This is a genomic window from Streptomyces sp. PCS3-D2, from assembly GCF_000612545.2.
In the GTDB taxonomy this organism is placed as follows: Bacteria; Actinomycetota; Actinomycetes; order Streptomycetales; family Streptomycetaceae; genus Streptomyces.
Genome location: NZ_CP097800.1, coordinates 5,193,028 through 5,212,142 on the forward strand (window position 1 = coordinate 5,193,028; position 19,115 = coordinate 5,212,142).

Consider the following 19,115-nt stretch of genomic DNA (forward strand, 5'->3'; position numbering starts at 1 on the left):
GAAGGCCCTGATGGCGCTGAAGGCCCTCGGGCCACCGGGCCGGGGCGCAGCGCGCCGCCGAGGTCACAGCGCCGACTCCCAGGTCACCGTCGTGCCCCGGGCACCCCGTTCCGCTCGGCCGTCGTCGATGACGGTCAGCCGGACCCGTTCGGGCGAGGCGTCCACCACCACCTCGATCGCCGTGACCTGCTCGCGCCGGTGCGCCGCGGCCAGGGCGCCGCGCAGGGCGGTGAGCAGGCCGCCCACGACAGCCTCCGGGACCAGGGCGTCCACGGCGCCCGCGAACTGCACCGACGGCTGGAAGCCGAGCAGGACCGCCGCACCACCCGTCTCGCGCAGGACCCGCCCCCGGAAGGTGGCCGGGGCTTCGGTCGGAGGCTGCTGGAGGGCGAAGATGGCGGTGCGGACCTCCTGGATGGTGGAGTCCAGCTCGTCCACGGCGCGGGTGAGCTCGTCGCCGACCACGTCCCCCGAAGGGGCGTTGGCGGCCCGCCTGCGCGTGCTCTCCAGCATCATCCCGGTGGCGAAGAGCCGCTGGACGACCAGGTCGTGCAGGTCCCGGGCGATCCGGTCGCGGTCCTCGTACACCGCGAGCTGCTCCCGGTCGTGCTGGGCGTCCGCCAGCACCAGGGCCAGCGCGGCCTGGGAGGCGAACTGCGAGGCGAGCAGCCGGTCGACCGCGTCGTACGCCGGCCCGCCCCGCGCGCGGGGCAGGGCCAGGGTGCCGATCAGCTGGCCGCCGCTCTGCAGCGGGAGCATCATGCTCGGCCCGAACCGCTCGCGGACGTGGGTGGTCATCCGGGGGTCGGTGGCCGAATCGTCGACGAAGACGGGTTCGCCGCCGAGGAGTTGTTCCAGCACCGGCGATCCGGGGGCGATCGCGGTCCCGATCAGGTCCCCGGGGTCCCCCGGGGTGGAGGCGGCCACGATCTCCATGCCGCCCTCGGGGGTCGGCTGGAGCACCACCCCGGCCGCGGCGTCGGCGAGCAGCCGGGCCCGCTCGGCCACGCACTTCAGTGCGTCCGCCGCCGGACGCCCCGCCAGCAGGGTCGTGGTCACGGCGGCGGCCCCGTCGATCCAGCGCTCCCGGCGGCGCGCGGTCTCGTACAGCTTGGCGTTGCCGATCGCTATGCCCGCCTGCGCGGCCAGGACGCGGACCAGGGCGAGGTCCTCCTCGGTGAAGGGGCCGCCGCCGTGCTTCTCGGTGAGGTAGAGGGTGCCGAACACCTCGTTGTGCACCCGGATCGGGACGCCGAGCGGGCTGTGCACGGGCGGGTGGCCGGGCGGGAGGCCGACGTTCCGGGGGTCCTGGGCGAGGTCGTCCAGCAGCAGTGGCCGCGGGTCCTCGACGAAGGCTCCGAGCAGGCCGGAGCGGCCGTCGGGCAGGTGGGGGATGGCTGCCCGCTGCTCCTCGGTCAGCCCTGCGGTGAACAGCTGGGTCACCAGGGCGCGCTCGGGGTCGAGGATCCCGAGCGCGCCGTACCGGGCCGAGCACAGCTCGGCCGCCGATTCCACGATGTGCTGGAGGGTGGCGCGCAGTTCGAGCTCGGAGCCGACGCTCAGTACGGCCTCCAGCAGCACGGGAAGGCTCACCGCGTCCTCGCCGGACGGGTCGGCGCGCCTCCCGTGCGCTTCTCCGAGTGCTTCTCCCGGTGCTTCTCGGTGTCTTTCGGAGGGTTCCGTCCGGGGACCGTGTGCGGGCCTCCCGGCCGGGTCCCGGCCGGGATCCGTCATCCGGCCATCGGGTTGAGGACCATGGGGGCGATCTTCCCTTCGAGCATCGCGCCGAGACCCATCACGGCGCACACGTCCGGCCGTTCCGCGATGGCGACGGGCATTCCGGTGGCGTCCCGCAGCATCTGGTCCAGGCCCGGCAGCAGGGCGCTGCCACCCACCATCATGATTCCCCGGTCCGTCAGGTCGGCCACCAGGTCGGGCGGGCAGTCCCGCAGCACCTTGCCCATCCCGTCGAGGACCGCGGTCAGCGGCGTGTGGATGGCGTCCCGTACGGCCGCGGTGTCCACGTGGACGGAACGCGCCAGGCCGGTGGCCACGTCACGGCCGTGGATGAGGGTGGAGGCGGGGCCTCCGGAGGTGAGGCCGTTGCCGTGCAGGGCCAACTGGAGCGGCCGGACGGCCTGGCTGGGCAGCATCAGCTCGTGCGCGTGGCGCAGGTGCTGGACGACGGCGTGGTCGATGGCCTCGCCGCCGACGGGGATCCGCTGGGCGGTGACGATCGAACCGAGGGAGAGGACGGCGACCTGGGTGGCCGCGGCCCCGCACACCATGATCATCGTCGCGGTCGGCTGCTCCACGGGCAGTCCGCAGCCGACGGCCGCCGCGATCAGGGTGTCGACGAGTTCGACGCGCCGCGCCCCGAGTCCGACCAGTGTCTCCACGGCCGCCCGCTGGGCGAGGGGGTCCGCGTCGTGCGGGGTGCAGGCGGCGGCCCGCAGCCGCGGCTTGCGCCGCAGGGCGCGTCGCAGCTTCTCGCCGAGGAGATGGCGCAGCATCCGCTGGGCCATCTCGATGTCGACGACGGTGCCGCCGGAGACGGGGCGCACGACCCTGATGTAGTCCGGCGTGCGTCCGGTCATCCGCTCGGCGAAGGTTCCGACGGCGATGAGTGCGCCGGTGCGCGTGTTGACCGCGGCGACGCTGGGCTCGTCGACCACGAGGCCGGCGCCCTTGACGTACACGCGGGTCCTGGCCGCCCCCAGGTCGACGGCGACGTGGCAGCGGCGCAACTGCTCAAGACTGACGGTCACGGCAGAACCTCCCGAGAGCGCTGACGCAAGAGGACCGGCGGAGGTGCCGGTCGCTTGTCCTATCATCTCGGGCATTTAGGGCTATCCGCCCGTTGGAATGCTCCGGCCGTGGGTGTGTCGCGCCTGCAAGGGGGTGGATTTCTGTACCGACAGGCAGCACCATGCCCGCACCGCACGCGCTACTCGCGCGTAACAAGGTAAGGGGGACCCGATGCTGACGGCCCGACAGGCCTTGGCCGCGCTCCTGACGCTCTGCCTGGCGTCGCTCGCGCCGCCCGCCGCCGCCCGTGCCTCCGACCGGGCCCCGGCTGGCGCCGCTGACCGGGCATCACCGCGCAGCCCGGTGGTCCTCGTGCACGGGTACAACGCCGACCCGGGTGTCTGGGGGTCCCTCCGTGCCGATCTGCGTGCCGACGGCTACACCGATGCGGAGCTCTTCTCCTTCGGCTACGACACCCACCGGTCCGTCAACGAGGTGCTCGCCGGGCGGCTCGGCGCCTATGTCGAGCAGGTCCGCCGGGAGACCGGCGCCGCCAGGGTCGACATCGTGGCGCACTCCTTCGGTTCGCTGGTCAGCCGCTGGTACGTCAGGTTCGGCGGGGGCACGGCCACCGTGGACCACTGGGTCTCGCTGGCCGGCCCCAACCGGGGCACCTCCACCGCGTGGGCCTGCGCCCTGTGGGACCAGGCCTGCCGCGACATGACCCCCGGGTCGTACGTGGTGAGGCGCCTGGGCGACGGGGACCCCACCCCGGGCACCGTGAAGTACGCGACCTTCTGGTCGCACTGCGACGAGGTGATCAACCCCGACGACAGCGTGCCGCTGGAGGGGGCCGCCAACACGCCGGTCGGCTGCCTGAAGCACAACGACCTGCTCGGCGACGACGGCACCTCGGCCGGAGTGCGGGCCTTCCTAGCCTCGTAGGTGTCGAGCCGAGGCGCGGCGAACGGCGCCGGCCGCCCGCCGGACCGCGGCCGGGCCCGCCCCCGATCCGCCGGACAGTGCCTACCGGGACGTCCGGGGGCCGACGCGCTGGAGCAGGCCGTAGGTGAACTCCGCCACGCACGCCCGTCCCTGCGCGGTGAAGGCGAGGCGCCAGCGGGTCGGCGCGGTTCCCTCCATCGGCCGCACCGGCGCGAAGGCCCGCGCCACCTCGTCCACGGTCGCCGACCAGGGCAGCAGGTCGTCCGGTGACCGGAGTACGGGCCCCCGCGCCCCCGGGGCCCGCACCAGCCACTCGTTCCACACCGCCCCGTCCGGCGCGGCCAGCACCTCGAAGCGCAAGTCCGGCCAGAGCGGCAGCAGCCACAGCAGGGCCTCGCACTCCAGGTCGCCGATCGTGCGGCGCCCGGCGGACTCCGGCGGCCCGAGCACCGAGCGGTACCGGGCCAGCGCCCCGCGGGAGCGCGGCGAGCGCACCATCGCCTGCCAGTGCCTGTTCGCCTCCCGCTGGTCCGCGAGCGAGGCGCCCAGCCGGCGGCGGGCCTCGTCGGCGAGGTCGGGCTGGAAGTCGGCCATCCGCCGCAACAGCACCAACTGGAACGCGTTCGACCCGAAGGGTGTCATGGGGGGAACGATTCCACACAGGATCCTTACGTTCGCGGGAACCGGCTGCCGCCGTGCGGCGCGTAGCCGGCGGGCGTCATGAACCCTTGCCACGCCTGCCGGAGGCACCTCAACGGCGCGCTGGCGTGCGCCGGATGCGGAACGCCCGCCGCCGGGTCGCGTGCCGCCGCCGCACCGTGCTCACCCCCCGCTCCGACCCTGTCGGGCCCGCCGCCGACCACCGTCGGGTGGGGGCCCTCCGTCCTGGCGCCCGGAACGGGCACGCCCTCGCAGGGCGCCACCAGCGCCACCGGAGCCACCGAGGCGCCGCTCCCGGTCCCGCCGCCCCCGCCCGAGCCGACCAGGAGCTGTGTGTTCTGGATCTTCTGTTCGTGATCCGCGGTACGTGATCCGCGGTATGTGGTCCCGCGTCCGGGACCGGCCCGATCAGGCCAGCATCCGCTTGAGCAGGTCCCGCAGTACGGCTCGCTCGGCCGGGGACAGGCCGGCCAGCGGCTCGCGCGCGAAGTCCAGCGATTCGCGCAGCCGCTCCGCCGTCCGCAGCCCCTCTTCGGTGGGGGCGGCCAGCTTGACCCGCCGGTCGGCGGGGTCGGGGCGGCGCTCCACCAGGCCGCGGCCCTCCAGCCGGTCGATGATGCCCGTCACGTTCGAGGGCTCGCACCGGAGCTTCTGCGCGATGCGGCGCATGGGCGTCGGCTCCAGGGAGAGCAGGTTGAGCACCTTGGCCTGGGCGCCGGTCAGCTGATGGCTGGCGGCCGCGTGCTCGTATTCCATGTGGTACCGGCTCACGACGTCACCGATGAGTTCGACGACCTCGACGGTCACTGGGTCTACACGACGACTGGGCATGGATCCAGCGTACCCCTTTACTTGACAACATGAAATATCCAGGCGCATGGTTGTTTCACCTAGTGAAGCAATTCGTTCTGACCAGGAGCGCCGCAATGTCTGAGATTCCCGCCGTGAGCCGCGAGTGGCACCTCGTCCGTCGCCCCCAGGGCTGGCCCGTCGCCGAGGACTTCGCCCTGCGCGAGGTGCCTGTCGACGCCGAGCCCGCCGCCGGCCGGATCCTCGTCCGCAACCTGCACATGTCCGTAGACCCCTACATGCGCGGCCGGATGAACGACGTGAAGTCCTACATCCCGCCCTTCCAGCTGGACCGCCCGATGGACGGCGGCGCGGTCGGCGAGGTCGTCGCCTCCGGCGCCGAGGGATTCGCCGTCGGCGACCACGTCCTGCACGGCCTGGGGTGGCGCGAGTACGCGGAGCTCGACGCGGAGCACGCCACCAAGGTCGACGCCTCCCTCGCCCCGCTCTCCGCCTACCTCGGCGTCCTCGGCATGCCGGGCCTGACCGCCTACGCCGGGCTCTTCGAGGTCGCCTCCTTCGCCGAGGGCGACTCCGTCTTCGTCTCCGGTGCCGCGGGCGCGGTCGGCGGCCTCGTCGGCCAGTTCGCGAAGATCAGGGGCGCGTCCCGGGTGATCGGCTCCGCCGGCTCGGACGAGAAGGTGACGCTCCTCACGGAGAAGTACGGCTTCGACGCCGCCTTCAACTACAAGAACGGCCCCGTCGCCGAGCAGCTGCGCGCCGCCGCCCCCGAAGGCGTCGACGTCTACTTCGACAACGTCGGCGGCGACCACCTGGAGGCCGCCATCTCCTCCATGAACGTGAACGGCCGCGCCACCCTGTGCGGCGCGATCGCCCACTACAACGACACCGAGGCCGCCCCCGGCCCGCGCAACCTGATGCAGGTCATCGGCAAGCGGCTGCGGCTCCAGGGCATCCTGGTCAACGACCACGCCGGACTCCAGCAGCAGTTCGTCCAGGACGTGGCCGGCTGGCTGCGCTCCGGTGAGCTGCGCTACGACGAGACCGTCGTCGAGGGCGTCGAGAACGCCGCCGCGGCCTTCCTCGGCATGCTCCGCGGAGAGAACACCGGAAAGATGATCGTTTCCTTCACCGGCTAGGCTCACCCCACGACCGTCGTGACCGTGGGCGCGAGTCGCGGCGATTACCAGGAGGAACATTCTTCATGTCCATCCAGCAGTCCGACGTCGCGTACACCGCCGTGGCCACCGCCGAGAACGGTCGTGACGGTCGCGTCGCCACCAACGACGGCCAGCTCGACGTCGTCGTGAACCCGCCCAAGGAGCTCGGTGGCTCCGGTGCCGGCACCAACCCGGAGCAGCTCTTCGCCGCCGGCTACAGCGCCTGCTTCCAGGGCGCCCTCGGCGTCGTCGCCAAGAACGTGAACGCCGACATCTCGGGCTCCACGGTCACCGCCGAGGTCGGCATCGGCAAGAACGACGAGGGCTTCGGCCTGATCGTCAAGATCTCCGCCGTGATCCCGAACGTGGACGCCGCCACCGCCAAGGAGCTCATCGAGAAGGCCCACCAGGTCTGCCCCTACTCCAAGGCCACCCGCGGCAACATCACCGTCGAGCTCGCCGTCTGATCCGGCAGCCGCACCCTGAAGGCCGCACCCCGATCGGGGTGCGGCCTTCGCCGTAGACTGGCGCCATGCACGATCTTGCGGGGGGCTTCCGGTATCTGCTGTCCGGACAGCGATGGGTGTTGCGGCACGGCCGGTGGCTGGGCTTCGGTCTGCTGCCCGGGCTCGTCTCCTTCGCCCTCTACCTCGGCGCCCTCGTCGGGCTCGGCTACGGCGCCGACGACCTGACCGCCTGGGCGACCCCCTTCGCCGACGACTGGTCCGCCCCGTGGCTCGGCCTCTTCCGCGGCTTCCTCACCGCCCTGCTGTTCTGCCTCGGGCTCTTCCTCGCGGTGATCACCTTCACCGCCGTCACCCTGCTGATCGGCCAGCCCTTCTACGAGTCGCTCTCGGAGCAGGTCGACCGCAGCGAGGGCGGCGACGTCCCGCAGTCCGGCCTCCCGCTCTGGCGGGAGCTGTGGATCTCGGCCCGGGACAGTGTGAAGGTCCTCGGGCGGGTGGCGTTGTACGGCATTCTGCTCTTCGCCCTCGGCTTCGTCCCCGTGATCGGCCAGACGGTCGTCCCGGTGCTCGGGTTCTGCGTCTCCGGTTACTTCCTGACCCAGGAGCTCACCTCCGTGGCCCTCCAGCGCCGCACGATGGAGCTGCCCGAGCGGCTGGTGCTGCTGCGTTCGCGGCGGCTGCTGGCGCTGGGCTTCGGAGTGCCGCTGGTGCTGGCGTTCCTGGTGCCGCTCGTCGCGGTGCTCCTGATGCCGGGCGCGGTGGCGGGGGCCACGCTGATGGCCCGCGACCTGACGCGCACCGACAAGACCCCCGCCGCCGAGGCCGCACCGGCCGGCTTCGGACCGCCGCCGCCGGCGTTCCCGTAACCACCGCGTCGCCGGTTCCTACCGCTCCTTCAGCAGCAGCAGGGCCCCCGCCGCGTCCTCCCCGCCGTGGGCGGCCGGGTCCGCTGTCAGCCGCCGGCGCATCAGGTCCAGGTACGGGGAGATCAGCTCGGCGCTGACCCCCTGTTCCTCGGCGGTGCGCAGCAGGGTGCCGCTCGCCGCGACCTGCATGGCCAGGTTGGACACCACTCCGGTGGTGAAGTCACGCGAAGTGAGCCGCTCGGCGGCGTTGCCGACGAAGAAGCCCATCGCGCCCAGCCACTCGGACAGCAGCGGAGCCAGGTCCCGGGGAGCGATGCCCTCGCCCTCGGTCAACGCGTAGGCGTGCGAGACGCCGGCGAACAGTCCGTACATCGCGCTGAGCAGCGCCACGTCGTGCAGGGCGGCGTGCCCGGGGTCCTCCCCGACGAAGCGGGCCCCGGCCGGCACCTCCAGCGTTGCCCGGTGGGTGTCGAAGAGGGCCCGCGAGCCGCTGTAGAAGACGTACCCGCCGGCCTCCGGCACGCCGATCATGTCGGGAGTCGCCATGATTCCGCCGTCCGCGCAGCGGGCACCGCGGGACCCGGCCCAGGCGGCCCGGGCGCGGGCCTGCGCCGGGGTGCCGGTGGTGAGGTCGACGAGGTCCTTGCCGGTCAGGTCGATGCCGTCCAGGGTGGAGCGGACGCTCGCGTCGTCCAGCAGGCAGGTCACGACCAGCGTGTTCGCCGCGACCGCCGCGGCGGCGCTCGGGGCGACGGCGGCCCCCTCGGCCGCGAGTGGTCCGGCCTTGGCGGGAGTGCGGTTCCAGACGGTCAGGGAATGCCCGGCGGCGAGCCATGCACGGGCGAGGGCGGTGCCCATGTCGCCGAGTCCGAGCAGGGTGAGCGATTTCCGCGGTGTGGTGTCGGTCATGGCGTTTAGCCTGGTGGCAGGCAGTGCGGTGCTCAAGTACGCACTTCGGAGTGGGTGGTTACCCCGAGGTGAGCGAGCAGGTGGGGAGGGTGCGCGATGGCGGTGGCACGAAGGCCCGGTGCGGACCACTGCGGGATCGCCGCGGCGATGTCCGTGATCGACGGCAAATGGAAGGTGTCGCTCCTGTGGGAGCTGGAGCAGCGCCCGCGCCGCTTCGGCGAGCTGCGCCGGCTCGTCCCCGGTGTCTCCGAAAAGGTGCTCGCCGCCCAGCTGCGAGAGCTGGAGACCGACGGCATCGTGCACCGCGAGGTGTACGACGAGGTCCCGCCGCGCGTCGAGTACTCCCTGACCGCGCTCGGCCAGGACCTGAACGCGGCCCTGGAACCGCTCGGCGCCTGGGGTGCCCGGCACCTCCTGCCGGACCCGGTGTAGCGGGCCGGTGATCGGCCACCCGCCCCCGCCCGCCCGGGGCGGGCCCGTAGGATGCAGGGCAGCAAGTGCCAAGGCTGTCTCTCACTGCCCTTGAGTTCGCCCCGGTTCGGAGCTTCGGCGGGGGGCCGGAGTCGTGCAGCGGCTTGCGGAGCCACGACCGGCCACCGGGCCGAGGACCGACCAGCAGCGACCAGCAGTAGGGATACAGAGCAGTGACAGTCAGTACCGAGGGCCCGGCGACCGTGCTGCCCCCGGGCGGACCGGCCGCGCCCGCCCGCTCGATACCGGCCGCCCGGCGGGGCGTCGGCTCACGCGGTGGGCTCCTGCTCATCGAGGCACTCGTCGCGTTCGCCGCGGCGCTGGTGCTCCCGCTGCTCGCCCGCGGCTTCAAGCTCAACCCCCTGGACCGGATCGCGCAGGTCAGCGGCCTCGCCGCGATCCAGCTTCGGTTCGTTCTCCTCGGTCTGGTCTTCGTGGGCGCGGTGGCACTGGCCGTGCGGCTGCGCAAGGGCCGGCACTTCGACCTCGCCACCCGGTTCGCCTCCGCCGCACTCGCCGGTCTGGCCAGCGGCTTCGTCGCCGCCGGTGCCGTCGTCGCCCTCCACGGGACGCCCTGGCCGATGTTCGGCCTCAACGGCGACAGCGGCCGCATCGTCGAGTGGGCCCAGGCCGTGGCCAACGGCCGCCCCTCCGGTTCCCCCGTGTACCCGCCGGCCCCGCTCTACACCCTCGGCTACTACGCCGAGTGGTTCCGCGGCGGCAACACCGCATACGCCTTCAAGGACCTCCAGATCCTCGGCGCCGCGGCCTTCGGACCGCTGGTCTACCTGTGCTGGCGCATGCTGCTCGGCCCGCTCCGGGCCCTCGCCTTCGGCGTGGCCCCCGCCTTCGCGCTGATCGACGCCTACAAGCCCTATAGCCAGACCGTCCTCGTCGTACTGGTCCCGGTCCTGGTGGCGATGGTGGTCTCGCTCAGCCGCAGCGGCACCCAGGGCTGGCGGCCGCTCCTGCTCAAGGGCGCCGGCTTCGGCGCACTGCTCGGCGTCATGTTCCTCACCTACTCGGGCTGGTTCCTGTGGAGCGCGGCGGGCGTGCTGTTCGCCGCGCTGCTGTACTTCCCGTGGAGGGAGGGCCGGCTCGGCCGGATCAAGGGCGTGGCCTTCCTCGGCGCCAGCCTGGCGGCGTTCCTCGTGGTCGCCGGCCGCTACCTCGTGGTCATGCTGACCGAGGGGCAGACCACCAAGGACTACAACTTCCGGTTCGACAACTTCACCGACCCGGCGTACTACCTGATGTGGCGCACGGACATGCCCGGCAAGGTCGGCGAGTGGCCGCTGCCCGGCGAGTACGGTGGCGTCGGACTGTTCGCCCTGGTCACCTTCGTCGGCCTCGGCGCCGCGATCTGGCTGGGCATCCGCAAGCCGATGGTGGTCACCATCGCCGCCATGTTCATCAGCGCGTGGGTGATGCGCATGTACATCGCCTCGCACATGTACGAGACGCAGACCGTCCAGCTCTACACCCGCACGAACAACCAGCTGCTCTACTGCGGGCTGCTGCTGTGCGCGCTGGTGGTCCACCTGGTCTCGCTGCGGATGGCCGCGCGCCGGTCGCTGCCCGGAGCGCAATCGGAGCCCGCGCACACCACGCCGCCCGGGGCGGGCACCGGCTTCCCCGCGCGCGAGGGCGCAGTGATCGGGGCCCTGTGCGCCCTGCTGCTGCTCCTCGGCACCGTCTCCTCCTCGATGGCCGACCGCTACATGCCGGTCAAGGAGAACACGTACCGGATCCTGCCCTGGGTGTCGCACACCATCACGGAACAGGACGGCAGCTGCCCGAAGTACGCGCCCGGCGGGACGTGTTCCAAGGACGGCGACCAGAGCTGGCTCGGCTTCATCCGATGACTTCCAGGAGACCGATGACCTCCGCCCTGACGCGGCTGGCCGACTGGTCGGCCAGGACGCCCAAGCGGCTCTGGCTGCTCTCGTTCGCGCTGTTCTTCACCCTCACGGGCTCGTGGGCGGCCGCCAGCCCCCTGGGCAGCTCCCCCGACGAGCACGCCCACTTCATCCGCGCCGCCGCCGTGGCCAGGGGCCAGATCGGCGGAACCGAGGTGATGGTCCCGCACACGGTGGCCGGCATCGAGGGGCACTTCGCCGAGACCGGGGTGCAGCTCCCGGAGTGGTACCGCCAGCTGCCCACGGTGCACGAGTGCTACTCGTGGCGGGAGGCACAGCCCGCGTCCTGCGCGCCGCCGCTCGGCACCTCCGAGAAGACGGCGCAGGCCACCACGGCCGCAGGCCGCTACCACCCCGGCTACTACCTGGTGACCGGCTGGCCGAGCCTGCTCGTCGACGGCCCCAAGGGGCTGTATCTCATGCGCTTCATGTCGGCGCTGCTCTGCTCGGCGCTGCTGGCCAGTGCCGTGGTCACGGCCGCCGAATGGCGGCGGCGCTCGCTGGCGATGCTGGGCGTGTTCGCCGCGGCCACGCCCATGACGCTCTACATGTCCGGCATGGTCAACCCCAGCGGGGGCGAGATCGCCGCCGGGATCCTGGTGTGGACGGCCCTGCTGTCGATCGTCCTGTCGCCGGACCCCGCGCGGCTGAACCGCAGACTGGCCCGGCTCGGCATCGGCGGCCTGGTGCTGATCAACATCCGGCCACTCGGACTGATCTGGTTCGGCGGGGCGGTCGTCTTCTGCCTGTTCCTGACACAGCGGCGCGGACTGCTGGGCCAGGTGCTGCGCCGCAAGGCCCTGTGGCTCTGGACCGCCCTGCTGGGCCTGGCGACGGCGGGCGCCCTGCTCTGGGCGGCGAGGCACCCCGACAACTCGAAGATCGACATCCCCGACTCGCTGACCACGGGCGTCGCCGCGAAGAAGACCCTCGGCAACACCGAGGTCTACATCAAGCAGATGCTCGGCTTCTTCGGCTGGCTGGACACCCCTGCCCCGGCCCTCATGTACCTGGTGTGGATGGCCGTGCTCGCCACCGTCGTCGTGCTGGCACTCGTCCACGGCCGCGCACGCGAGGTGGTGGCGATGCTCGGCATGCTGGCCGCCGTCGTGATGGTGCCGGTGGTCGCGCAGGCCTCGCAGGCAGAGCGGATCGGCATGGTGTGGCAGGGCCGCTACCTGCTGCCCTTCGCCGTCGGCCTGCCGCTGATGGCCGTGGCCGTCTGCGCCACGCGCGCTCCCGACCGGGGCCTGCCGTGGCGGCGCCTGGTGGGCCTGTCCGTCGCCGCCCTCGCACTGGCCGACCTGGCCGCCTTCTACTGGACGCTGCGCCGGTTCGCCGTCGGCACCAAGGGGTCGTGGGTGGCCACCTCGGCGCACTGGGCCCCGCCCGGCGGCTGGGTCCTGTGGACCTGCGTGTACGCGGTGGCGGCCTTCGCCGTGCTGCTGCCCGCCCTGCTGCCCGACCGCGGGGCCGCGGCGCTGCCGGACCTCGACGCCCCGCGTCCGGACCGTCGCCGGCCCGTGCCCGAGCCGGCCTGACCCACCCTCTGAACCGCCCCGACCGGTGCCCCCGTCGGACCGCTGGGACGATCGGGGCGCTCACCACCGGGGCCGTGCGGTCATCCGCTTCGGCCGGCCGCGTGCCGCCCGGCGCGTACACGGCGGAGCGGCCGCGGCCGGGGCGCGAATGTGCTGCGGCGATCTTCACCGGCTCAGGACGCCCATCCGTCCGCGGCCTCCTTCAGCAGGGTCAGCAGGGCCGCGGCGGCCGGTGAGGGGGCGGCCCCGCGCGGGGTGGCCGCGTAGACCCCGCGGCGTGGGGTGTCGTCCGGGTGCAGCGGGACCAGCGCCAGGTCGGGCCGGACCGAGGAGGCGGCGAGCGCCGGGACGAGGGTGATGCCGAGCCCGGCCGCGACGAAGCCCTGCTTGGCGATCCAGTCGGCCGCGACGAAGCCGGTACGGGGGCGGAACCCGCCCGCCAGCGCGGAGTGCATGAGGGTCTCCTCGGGGCGGGTGCCGGCGGCGATCCACTCCTCGTCGGCCAGGTCGGCGAGCCGCACCCCGGCCCGGCCGGCCAGTCGGTGGCCGGCCGGCAGGGCCACGTACATCCCCTCGTCGAGCAGGTGGTGCGGGGTGCAGTCCCGGGGCGGCCGCCCGGAGGTCTCGGCGACGACGGCGAGGTCCAGCTCCCCGGTTGCGAGGAGGGCGAGGTGCTTGGCGGACGGCCCCTCGGTACGGGTGACCGTGACGGCGGGGTGGCGGGCCCGGAAAGCCGCCAGCGCACGCGGCAGCAGCGCGGCGTCCGCGGTGGAGAAGGAGCCGATCCGCAGCCGTCCGGCGCCCAGGGTGCGCAGCGCGTCGAGCTCGGCGCGGGCGGTCCGCAGGCGTTCCCCGACGGCCTCGGCGTGCGGGAGCAGGACGCGGCCGGCCTCGGTGAGGCGGACGCCGCGCGGAAGGCGGTCGAAGAGAGCGGCGCCCCACTCGTCCTCCAGGGTCTGGATCTGCCGGGAGACGGCGGACTGGGTGTAGCCCAGGGAGCGGGCGGCGGCGGTGAAGGAGGCCAGGCGGGCCACGCGCAGGAAGACCTCGTACAAGCTGTGCGGTGTCGGCATGTCAGCCATGCTAGACATTCGCTTGTCGCATGGATGGCCCGCGCCTAGCGTCGTGGGCATGGACACAACGCACCAGATCGCATTCCTCGGCCTCGGTCACATGGGCGCCCCGATGGCCCGTCACCTGCTGTCCCTGGGCTACGGGCTGACGGTGTGGAACCGGACGCCGCAGAAGGCGTGGCCGCTCGCGCGGGCCGGCGCGCAGTCCGCGGCGACACCCGCCGAGGCCGTCCGCCACGCGGACCTCGTCATCACGATGCTGGCCGATCCGGCGGCGCTGCGGGCCGTGGCGGAGGGCATGCTCCCCGCCCTGCGCCCCGGAGTCCACTGGATCGACGCCTCGACGGTCGGTCCGGAGGCGGTGGGGGAGCTCGCCGGGCGGCTGCCGGCAGGGGTGACGCTGACCGACGCGCCCGTGATGGGGAGCGTCGACCGGGCGGCGGCGGGGGAGTTGTGGGTCCTGGCGGGCGGTGACCCGTTGCCGGGCCCGGTCCGACGGGTCCTCGAAGCCCTCGGCGAGGTCACCGTGTGCGGCCCGGCCGGTTCCGGCGCGGCACTGAAGCTGGTGCTGATCAACGCGGCGGTCGGCGGGGTGGCCCTGGTGGCCGAGGCGCTGCGGCTGGGTGGGGCCCTGGGGCTGCCGGAGGAACTGGTCCGCGCGCAACTGGCCCGCGGACCGCTGGCGGGCGCGGTGGCCCGGGCCTATGCCGACACCGCGTACTTCCCGGTCGCCCTGGCCGCGAAGGACGTGGCCCTGGCCGCGGCCCACGCGCCGCTGCCGGTCTTGGAGTCCGTGCGCGCCGCGCTGGCGTCGCGCCCGGACCTCGCGGACCGTGACCTCTCCGCCCTGCGCCCCCGGCCGGTGGCGCAGGAGTTCGCCCGCGGTGCGAATCAGCGTGCATAAAATGCCGGTGTGATCTTCATTGTGGTGAAATTCTCCGTCAAGCCCGAATACGTCGACGCGTGGCCCGACAAGGTCGCGCCCTTCACCCGTGCCACCCGCGCCGAACCGGGCAACCTCTGGTTCGAGTGGTCGCGCAGCCTGGAGGAGCCGAACAGCTACGTCCTGGTGGAGGCCTTCCAGGACGACGCCGCCGAAGCGCACGTCAACTCCGCGCACTTCAGCGCCGCGCTGGAGACCATGCGGCCGATGCTGACCCGTACGCCCGAGATCGTCAGCACCACCATCGAGGGGGCGACCGGCTGGAGCGGGATGGGCGAGCTCCTGATCGACTAGTGCGGTGAGGTCGCGGACGGGCCCCGGGCGTCGGGGCCGCCCCGCAGCAGGGTCAGGAAGGCGCGGAAGGCGGCTGGCATGTCCACGGACTCGGGGGCCAGCAGCCACTGGTACTGCAGGCCGTCCATGACCGCCGTCAGCAGCGGGGCCGCCTGCTCCGGGGTGAGCCCCGAGGGCAGGCGGTCGCCGAACTCGGCGCGCAGTACCGCCGCCATCTCCCCGCGGACCTGGGCGTAGCGCTCGGTGAAGAACTCCCGGGCCGGGTGCCCGTCAGTGACGCTCTCGCCCAGCAGTGCCGAGAAGGTCTGCACGATGCCCGGGCGCATCGCGTTGTAGTCCACCAGGGAGGCCAGCAGGTCCAGGCGCCAGGTGTCCGCCGCGGCACGCGAGCCGCCGCCGGTGTCCCAGCGGTCGCGCTCCTCCAGCACGGCGACGAGCAGCGCCTCCTTGGTCGGGAAGTAGTGCAGCAGTCCCTGCTGGGTCAGGCCCACGCGCTCGGCGACCGTGCCCAGGGACGCCCCCCGGTATCCGCGCTCCGCGATCACCTCGACGGCGGCGCGGACGATCTCCCCGCGGCGCTCCTCACTCCTCGCCCTGGCCATGGCCATGGCACCCCTTCCGTCCACTTCCTCGGCGGGACCGTAGGAGGACGGTACGGCATTCTGAAATTACGAAAACATAACGAACCCTACCGCTTGCCAGGTAACAGGTCCACGATGGGGCTCCGCACAGCGCCGCACCGCGCAACCGCACGCTCTCGACGAGGAGGCACGGCCGTGACCGATGCCGATCAGGTCCGCGATCAGATACGGGACGCCGCCGTGGAGGCGGCGCTCGGCACGCTCGACCTCGACACCAAGACCCTGCTCCTGGCGGGTCAGGACATGTGGTCCCTGCCCGCGATCCCCGCCATCGGGCTTCAGTCCCTGGTCATGTCCGACGGGCCCGTCGGGGTCCGCGGTGTGCGCTGGACGGCCGACGACCCGTCCCTCGCCCTGCCGTCCCCGACATCCCTCGCCGCCGCCTGGGACCCCGAGCTCGCCCGCCGAGCGGGCCGGCTCCTCGCCCAGGAGGCCCGCCGCAAGGGCGTCCACGTCCTGCTCGCGCCCACCGTCAACCTGCACCGCTCGCCGCTGGGCGGCCGGCACTTCGAGTGCTACTCCGAGGACCCGTACCTCACCGGGGCCGTCGGCAGCGGCTATGTCAGCGGCGTCCAGGACGGCGGCGTCGGCACCACCGTCAAACACTTCGTCGGCAACGACGCCGAGACCGAGCGGTTCACCGTCGACAGCGTCATCGCCCCGCGCCCGCTGCGCGAGCTCTACCTGGCGCCCTTCGAGGCCATCGTCGAGGGCGCCCGCCCGTGGGGCGTCATGACCGCCTACAACCAGGTCAACGGCACGACGATGACCGAGCACCGTCACCTGGTGAACGAGGTCCTGCGCGGTGAGTGGGGCTTCGACGGCTGCAACATCTCCGACTGGATGGCCGCCCGCTCCACCACCGGCGACATCACGGGCGGCATGGACGTGGCCATGCCCGGCCCGGCCACCGTCTACGGTCCCGCCCTCGCCGAGGCCGTCCGCGCCGGGGAGGTGCCCGAGTCCGCCGTCGACGACGCCGTGCGCAACGTCCTGCGGCTGGCCGCCCGGGTCGGAGCGCTGGAGGGCGCCCCGGCCGTCGTCGAGACCGCCCCGGCCCCGGTCGACGGACAGGCGCTGGCCCGGGAGCTCGCCACCCGCGGTTTCGTCCTCGTGCGCAACGAGGACGGCGCCCTGCCGCTGGACGCCCCCTCCGGGCGCACCGTCGCCCTCCTCGGGGCCGCCGCGCGCGACGCCCGGGTGCTCGGCGGCGGCAGCGCCACCGTCTTCCCCGAACGCGTCGTCTCCCCCCTCGACGGACTGGCCGCGGCCCTCCCGGCGGGGGCCCTGACCTACGCCGTCGGAGCCGACCCCTCCGAGGAACCCACCCCCGCGGACCAGGGATTCGAGCTCGTCGCCGTGTGCCGGGACGCCTCCGGGGCGATCCTCGGCGAGGGCCGCCTGCCCACCGGCCAGGTCCAGTGGATCGGCGACGACCTGCCCGCGGGCGCCACGTACGCGACGATGGCCAGCATCGAGGTCCGCGGCACGTTCGTACCGCGCGAGAGCGGCGAGCACACCTTCGGCACCCGCGGACTCGGCGCCTTCTCCCTCGCGGTGGGCGGCCGGCGGCTCTGGAGCGGCGTTCAGGAGATGGGCGACGAGGCCGACCCCTTCGAGGCCTTCTTCGGGGCGCCCAGCGAGCGGGCCCGCGTCACCCTCGCCGAGGGCGAGCCCGTGGAGGTGTCGCTGACCTACCGGGTCCCCGACATGACCGCCATGCCGCTCAAGGCCGTCATGTTCTCCCTGCTCCACCTCGGCCCGCGGCGCGACCCCGACGAGCTGATCGCCGAGGCGGTGGCGGCCGCCCGCGCCGCCGACACCGCCGTCGTGGTCGTCGCCACCACCGAGCGCGTGGAGTCGGAGGGCTTCGACCGCGGCGACCTCGCCCTCCCGGGCCGCCAGGACGACCTGGTGCGGGCCGTCGCCGCCGCCAACCCCCGCACCGTGGTGGTCGTCAACGCCGGCTCCCCGGTGGAACTCCCGTGGCGCGAGGACGTCGCCGCCGTCCTGCTGACCTGGTTCCCCGGGCAGGAGGGCGGGGCCGCACTGGCCGACGTACTCCTCGGGGAGGCCGAGCCGGGCGGCCGGCTGCCCACCACCTGGCCCGCGCGGCTGGCGGACGCGCCCGTCACCGAGGTCGTCCCCACCGACGGGCGCCTGGAGTACGTCGAGGGCCTGTTCATCGGGTACCGGGCCTACGAGAAGCACGGCGTCGCTCCCGCCTACCCCTTCGGCCACGGCCTCGGCTACACCGACTGGGCGTACGAGTCCCTGGAGGCCACCGCCGACTCCGTACGGGTCCGCGTCACCAACACCGGCTTGCGGCCCGGCCGCGAGGTCGTCCAGGTCTACCTGGCGCCCGTCGCCACCGCGTCCGGTGGCGCGCAGAACACGACGCCGGAGCGTCCGGCGAGCTGGCTCGCCGGCTTCGCGAGCGTCGCAGCGGGCCCCGGCGAGAGCGTCGAGACCGAGATCCCGCTGCCCGCCCGGGCCTTCGAGATCTGGGACGAGGAGGCCCGCGGCTGGCGGCGGATCGGCGGCGCCTACGAGGTCCGCGTGAGCCACGCGCACGGCGACACGCGGCTCACGACGGTGCTCGACATCGCATGACACACCGGATGGCCGGAAATCACCCCTGAAAGCCGGTCCGGGGGCGGGCCCTGACTCCCGCCCCCGGACCCTGCGCGCACCGGAGGGTCAGCGCGGCGGTTCGGCCGCCGTCACCTGGCGGTGCGCCAGTTCCGCCAGCCGCGCCTGCCCGTCCTTGCCCGGGTGGAACCAGTCCCAGCGACTCAACTGCTCGGCCGCGAAGGGGTACCGGAACACCGCGCCGCCGTCGTAGCGGCACAGGGCGTCCCGGCCGCAGACCTCGCGCAGCACCTCGTTGTACTCCACGACCCGTGCCCGCACCTGCTCGCGCCTGGCCGTGGCCGCCGCGGCCGGCGACAGCGGATCGGCGAGCATCGACTGGCAGATGCCCAGCTTCCAGACCTGCCGCACCATCGGGAGGTCCTTGCCCTGCTCCCACAGCCGCTGCAGGTCGGGCACGCTGGAGACGTACACCTGGGTGGCCGGGGACGCGGCCCGCAGCTGTGTCATGGCCTGCTCGAAGCCGGACCGGAACTCCGCCACCGGGGTCATCGACGAAGCAGTGGGCCGGCAGGCGTCGTTCGACCCCACCATCACCGTGACCAGGTCGGGCCTGTGCGCGGCGGCGGAGGTCAGCTGGGCCGGCAGGTCCGCCATGCGCGAGCCGGTCACCGCGTAGTTCCAGCTGCGCTCGGGCACCGCGGCCTCCCCGAGCAGCCGGGCGGCGAGGGAGCGGACGGCGGGGTCGCTGCCGGTGGCCCAGGAGACCTCGGGGCAGTCGGCGAGGACCGAACAGGCGTCGAAACCACGCGTGATGGAGTCCCCCGTGGCCGCGATCGAGGTGGGTGCCGTGTTCCACCGGGGGGCGGACCGCGATCCGCGCTCGCCCGGGTCGGCCGACCCGCCCGACTGGCACCCCGTCAGAGCCCCGGCCAGCACCGCGACCGCCGCGCCCGCGCCCGCGAGGGTGCGGCGCGCGCGGCAGCGTGCTGCGGTCCTGCGCATGGGAACGACCCCTCCTTGTCGCCCCCGTGCCGTCCAGGGGGTCCTGCTGAGTGAAAGCTCTGTGTTTACCG

General features: G+C 73.4%; 18 protein-coding genes. 10 read left to right on the forward strand and 8 right to left on the reverse strand.

What is annotated here, in order from left to right:
* Nucleotides 1-63: 63 nt before the first annotated feature.
* Together AW27_RS22795 and AW27_RS22800 are read right to left on the reverse strand one after the other, a co-directional pair.
* Complete coding sequence (locus AW27_RS22795) at nucleotides 64-1,734, reverse strand: sensor histidine kinase (protein WP_078556685.1); 1,671 nt, start codon at nucleotides 1,732-1,734, stop codon at nucleotides 64-66.
* Nucleotides 1,731-2,768: a rod shape-determining protein gene (locus AW27_RS22800; protein WP_037923958.1), complete on the reverse strand. Its 1,038-nt coding sequence runs from the start codon at nucleotides 2,766-2,768 to the stop codon at nucleotides 1,731-1,733. The genes AW27_RS22795 and AW27_RS22800 overlap by 4 nt, the downstream gene beginning before the upstream one ends.
* Before the next feature lie 211 nt (nucleotides 2,769-2,979).
* On the opposite strand from AW27_RS22800, the gene AW27_RS22805 reads away from it, so the two are divergent.
* Nucleotides 2,980-3,693: an esterase/lipase family protein gene (locus AW27_RS22805; RefSeq protein WP_037923960.1), complete on the forward strand. Its 714-nt coding sequence runs from the start codon at nucleotides 2,980-2,982 to the stop codon at nucleotides 3,691-3,693.
* Between the two features lie 81 nt (nucleotides 3,694-3,774).
* Here AW27_RS22805 and AW27_RS22810 read toward each other — a convergent pair whose 3' ends face one another.
* Both AW27_RS22810 and AW27_RS22815 read right to left on the reverse strand, forming a co-directional pair.
* Nucleotides 3,775-4,335 (reverse strand): hypothetical protein, encoded by a 561-nt coding sequence (locus AW27_RS22810; RefSeq protein WP_037923962.1) that lies wholly within the window; start codon nucleotides 4,333-4,335, stop codon nucleotides 3,775-3,777.
* A gap of 426 nt (nucleotides 4,336-4,761) precedes the next feature.
* Nucleotides 4,762-5,184, reverse strand: a complete 423-nt coding sequence (locus tag AW27_RS22815; protein WP_037923966.1) for a MarR family winged helix-turn-helix transcriptional regulator — start codon at nucleotides 5,182-5,184, stop codon at nucleotides 4,762-4,764.
* A gap of 95 nt (nucleotides 5,185-5,279) precedes the next feature.
* Between AW27_RS22815 and AW27_RS22820 the strand changes: the two genes are divergently transcribed.
* From AW27_RS22820 to AW27_RS22830, 3 genes are all read left to right on the forward strand, one after another.
* Nucleotides 5,280-6,302 carry an NADP-dependent oxidoreductase gene (locus tag AW27_RS22820; RefSeq protein WP_037923968.1) on the forward strand — a complete coding sequence of 341 codons (1,023 nt, stop codon included), beginning with the start codon at nucleotides 5,280-5,282 and terminating at the stop codon, nucleotides 6,300-6,302.
* Between the two features lie 65 nt (nucleotides 6,303-6,367).
* A complete protein-coding gene (locus AW27_RS22825) occupies nucleotides 6,368-6,790 on the forward strand; it encodes an organic hydroperoxide resistance protein (RefSeq protein WP_037923971.1) in 423 nt (140 codons plus the stop codon).
* 65 nt (nucleotides 6,791-6,855) lie between these two features.
* On the forward strand, nucleotides 6,856-7,656 hold the full coding sequence (locus AW27_RS22830) for an EI24 domain-containing protein (RefSeq protein ID WP_037923973.1): 801 nt from the start codon (nucleotides 6,856-6,858) through the stop codon (nucleotides 7,654-7,656).
* 18 nt (nucleotides 7,657-7,674) lie between these two features.
* Here AW27_RS22830 and AW27_RS22835 read toward each other — a convergent pair whose 3' ends face one another.
* Nucleotides 7,675-8,565 carry an NAD(P)-dependent oxidoreductase gene (locus tag AW27_RS22835; protein ID WP_037923976.1) on the reverse strand — a complete coding sequence of 297 codons (891 nt, stop codon included), beginning with the start codon at nucleotides 8,563-8,565 and terminating at the stop codon, nucleotides 7,675-7,677.
* A 96-nt stretch (nucleotides 8,566-8,661) separates the two neighbouring features.
* Between AW27_RS22835 and AW27_RS22840 the strand changes: the two genes are divergently transcribed.
* The 3 genes from AW27_RS22840 to AW27_RS22850 all read left to right on the forward strand — a co-directional run bounded on the left by AW27_RS22840 (nucleotide 8,662) and on the right by AW27_RS22850 (nucleotide 12,496).
* Entirely contained in the window at nucleotides 8,662-8,997 is a 336-nt protein-coding gene (locus AW27_RS22840; protein ID WP_037923979.1) for a winged helix-turn-helix transcriptional regulator, read from the forward strand.
* Between the two features lie 212 nt (nucleotides 8,998-9,209).
* Nucleotides 9,210-10,901 carry a hypothetical protein gene (locus AW27_RS22845; RefSeq protein WP_037923982.1) on the forward strand — a complete coding sequence of 564 codons (1,692 nt, stop codon included), beginning with the start codon at nucleotides 9,210-9,212 and terminating at the stop codon, nucleotides 10,899-10,901.
* A gap of 14 nt (nucleotides 10,902-10,915) precedes the next feature.
* Nucleotides 10,916-12,496 carry a DUF2142 domain-containing protein gene (locus AW27_RS22850; RefSeq protein ID WP_037923984.1) on the forward strand — a complete coding sequence of 527 codons (1,581 nt, stop codon included), beginning with the start codon at nucleotides 10,916-10,918 and terminating at the stop codon, nucleotides 12,494-12,496.
* 173 nt (nucleotides 12,497-12,669) lie between these two features.
* Here AW27_RS22850 and AW27_RS22855 read toward each other — a convergent pair whose 3' ends face one another.
* Nucleotides 12,670-13,578 carry a LysR family transcriptional regulator gene (locus AW27_RS22855; protein WP_370466539.1) on the reverse strand — a complete coding sequence of 303 codons (909 nt, stop codon included), beginning with the start codon at nucleotides 13,576-13,578 and terminating at the stop codon, nucleotides 12,670-12,672.
* A gap of 49 nt (nucleotides 13,579-13,627) precedes the next feature.
* Here AW27_RS22855 and AW27_RS22860 point away from each other — a divergent pair, with 49 nt between their 5' ends.
* Both AW27_RS22860 and AW27_RS22865 read left to right on the forward strand, forming a co-directional pair.
* Entirely contained in the window at nucleotides 13,628-14,473 is an 846-nt protein-coding gene (locus AW27_RS22860) for an NAD(P)-dependent oxidoreductase (protein ID WP_052030893.1), read from the forward strand.
* A 9-nt stretch (nucleotides 14,474-14,482) separates the two neighbouring features.
* The gene (locus tag AW27_RS22865) at nucleotides 14,483-14,806 is read left to right on the forward strand and encodes a putative quinol monooxygenase (protein ID WP_037923987.1); all 324 of its coding nucleotides are present in this window, start codon (nucleotides 14,483-14,485) and stop codon (nucleotides 14,804-14,806) included.
* On the opposite strand, the gene AW27_RS22870 is transcribed toward AW27_RS22865, so the two are convergent.
* On the reverse strand, nucleotides 14,803-15,408 hold the full coding sequence (locus AW27_RS22870; protein WP_037924436.1) for a TetR/AcrR family transcriptional regulator: 606 nt from the start codon (nucleotides 15,406-15,408) through the stop codon (nucleotides 14,803-14,805). The two genes, AW27_RS22865 and AW27_RS22870, sit on opposite strands and share 4 nt — an antisense overlap.
* A gap of 174 nt (nucleotides 15,409-15,582) precedes the next feature.
* On the opposite strand from AW27_RS22870, the gene AW27_RS22875 reads away from it, so the two are divergent.
* Entirely contained in the window at nucleotides 15,583-18,060 is a 2,478-nt protein-coding gene (locus AW27_RS22875; protein WP_037923990.1) for a beta-glucosidase family protein, read from the forward strand.
* Between the two features lie 87 nt (nucleotides 18,061-18,147).
* On the opposite strand, the gene AW27_RS22880 is transcribed toward AW27_RS22875, so the two are convergent.
* Nucleotides 18,148-19,044, reverse strand: coding sequence for an SGNH/GDSL hydrolase family protein (locus AW27_RS22880; protein ID WP_037923992.1), 897 nt, complete (start codon nucleotides 19,042-19,044; stop codon nucleotides 18,148-18,150).
* Nucleotides 19,045-19,115 lie beyond the last annotated feature (71 nt).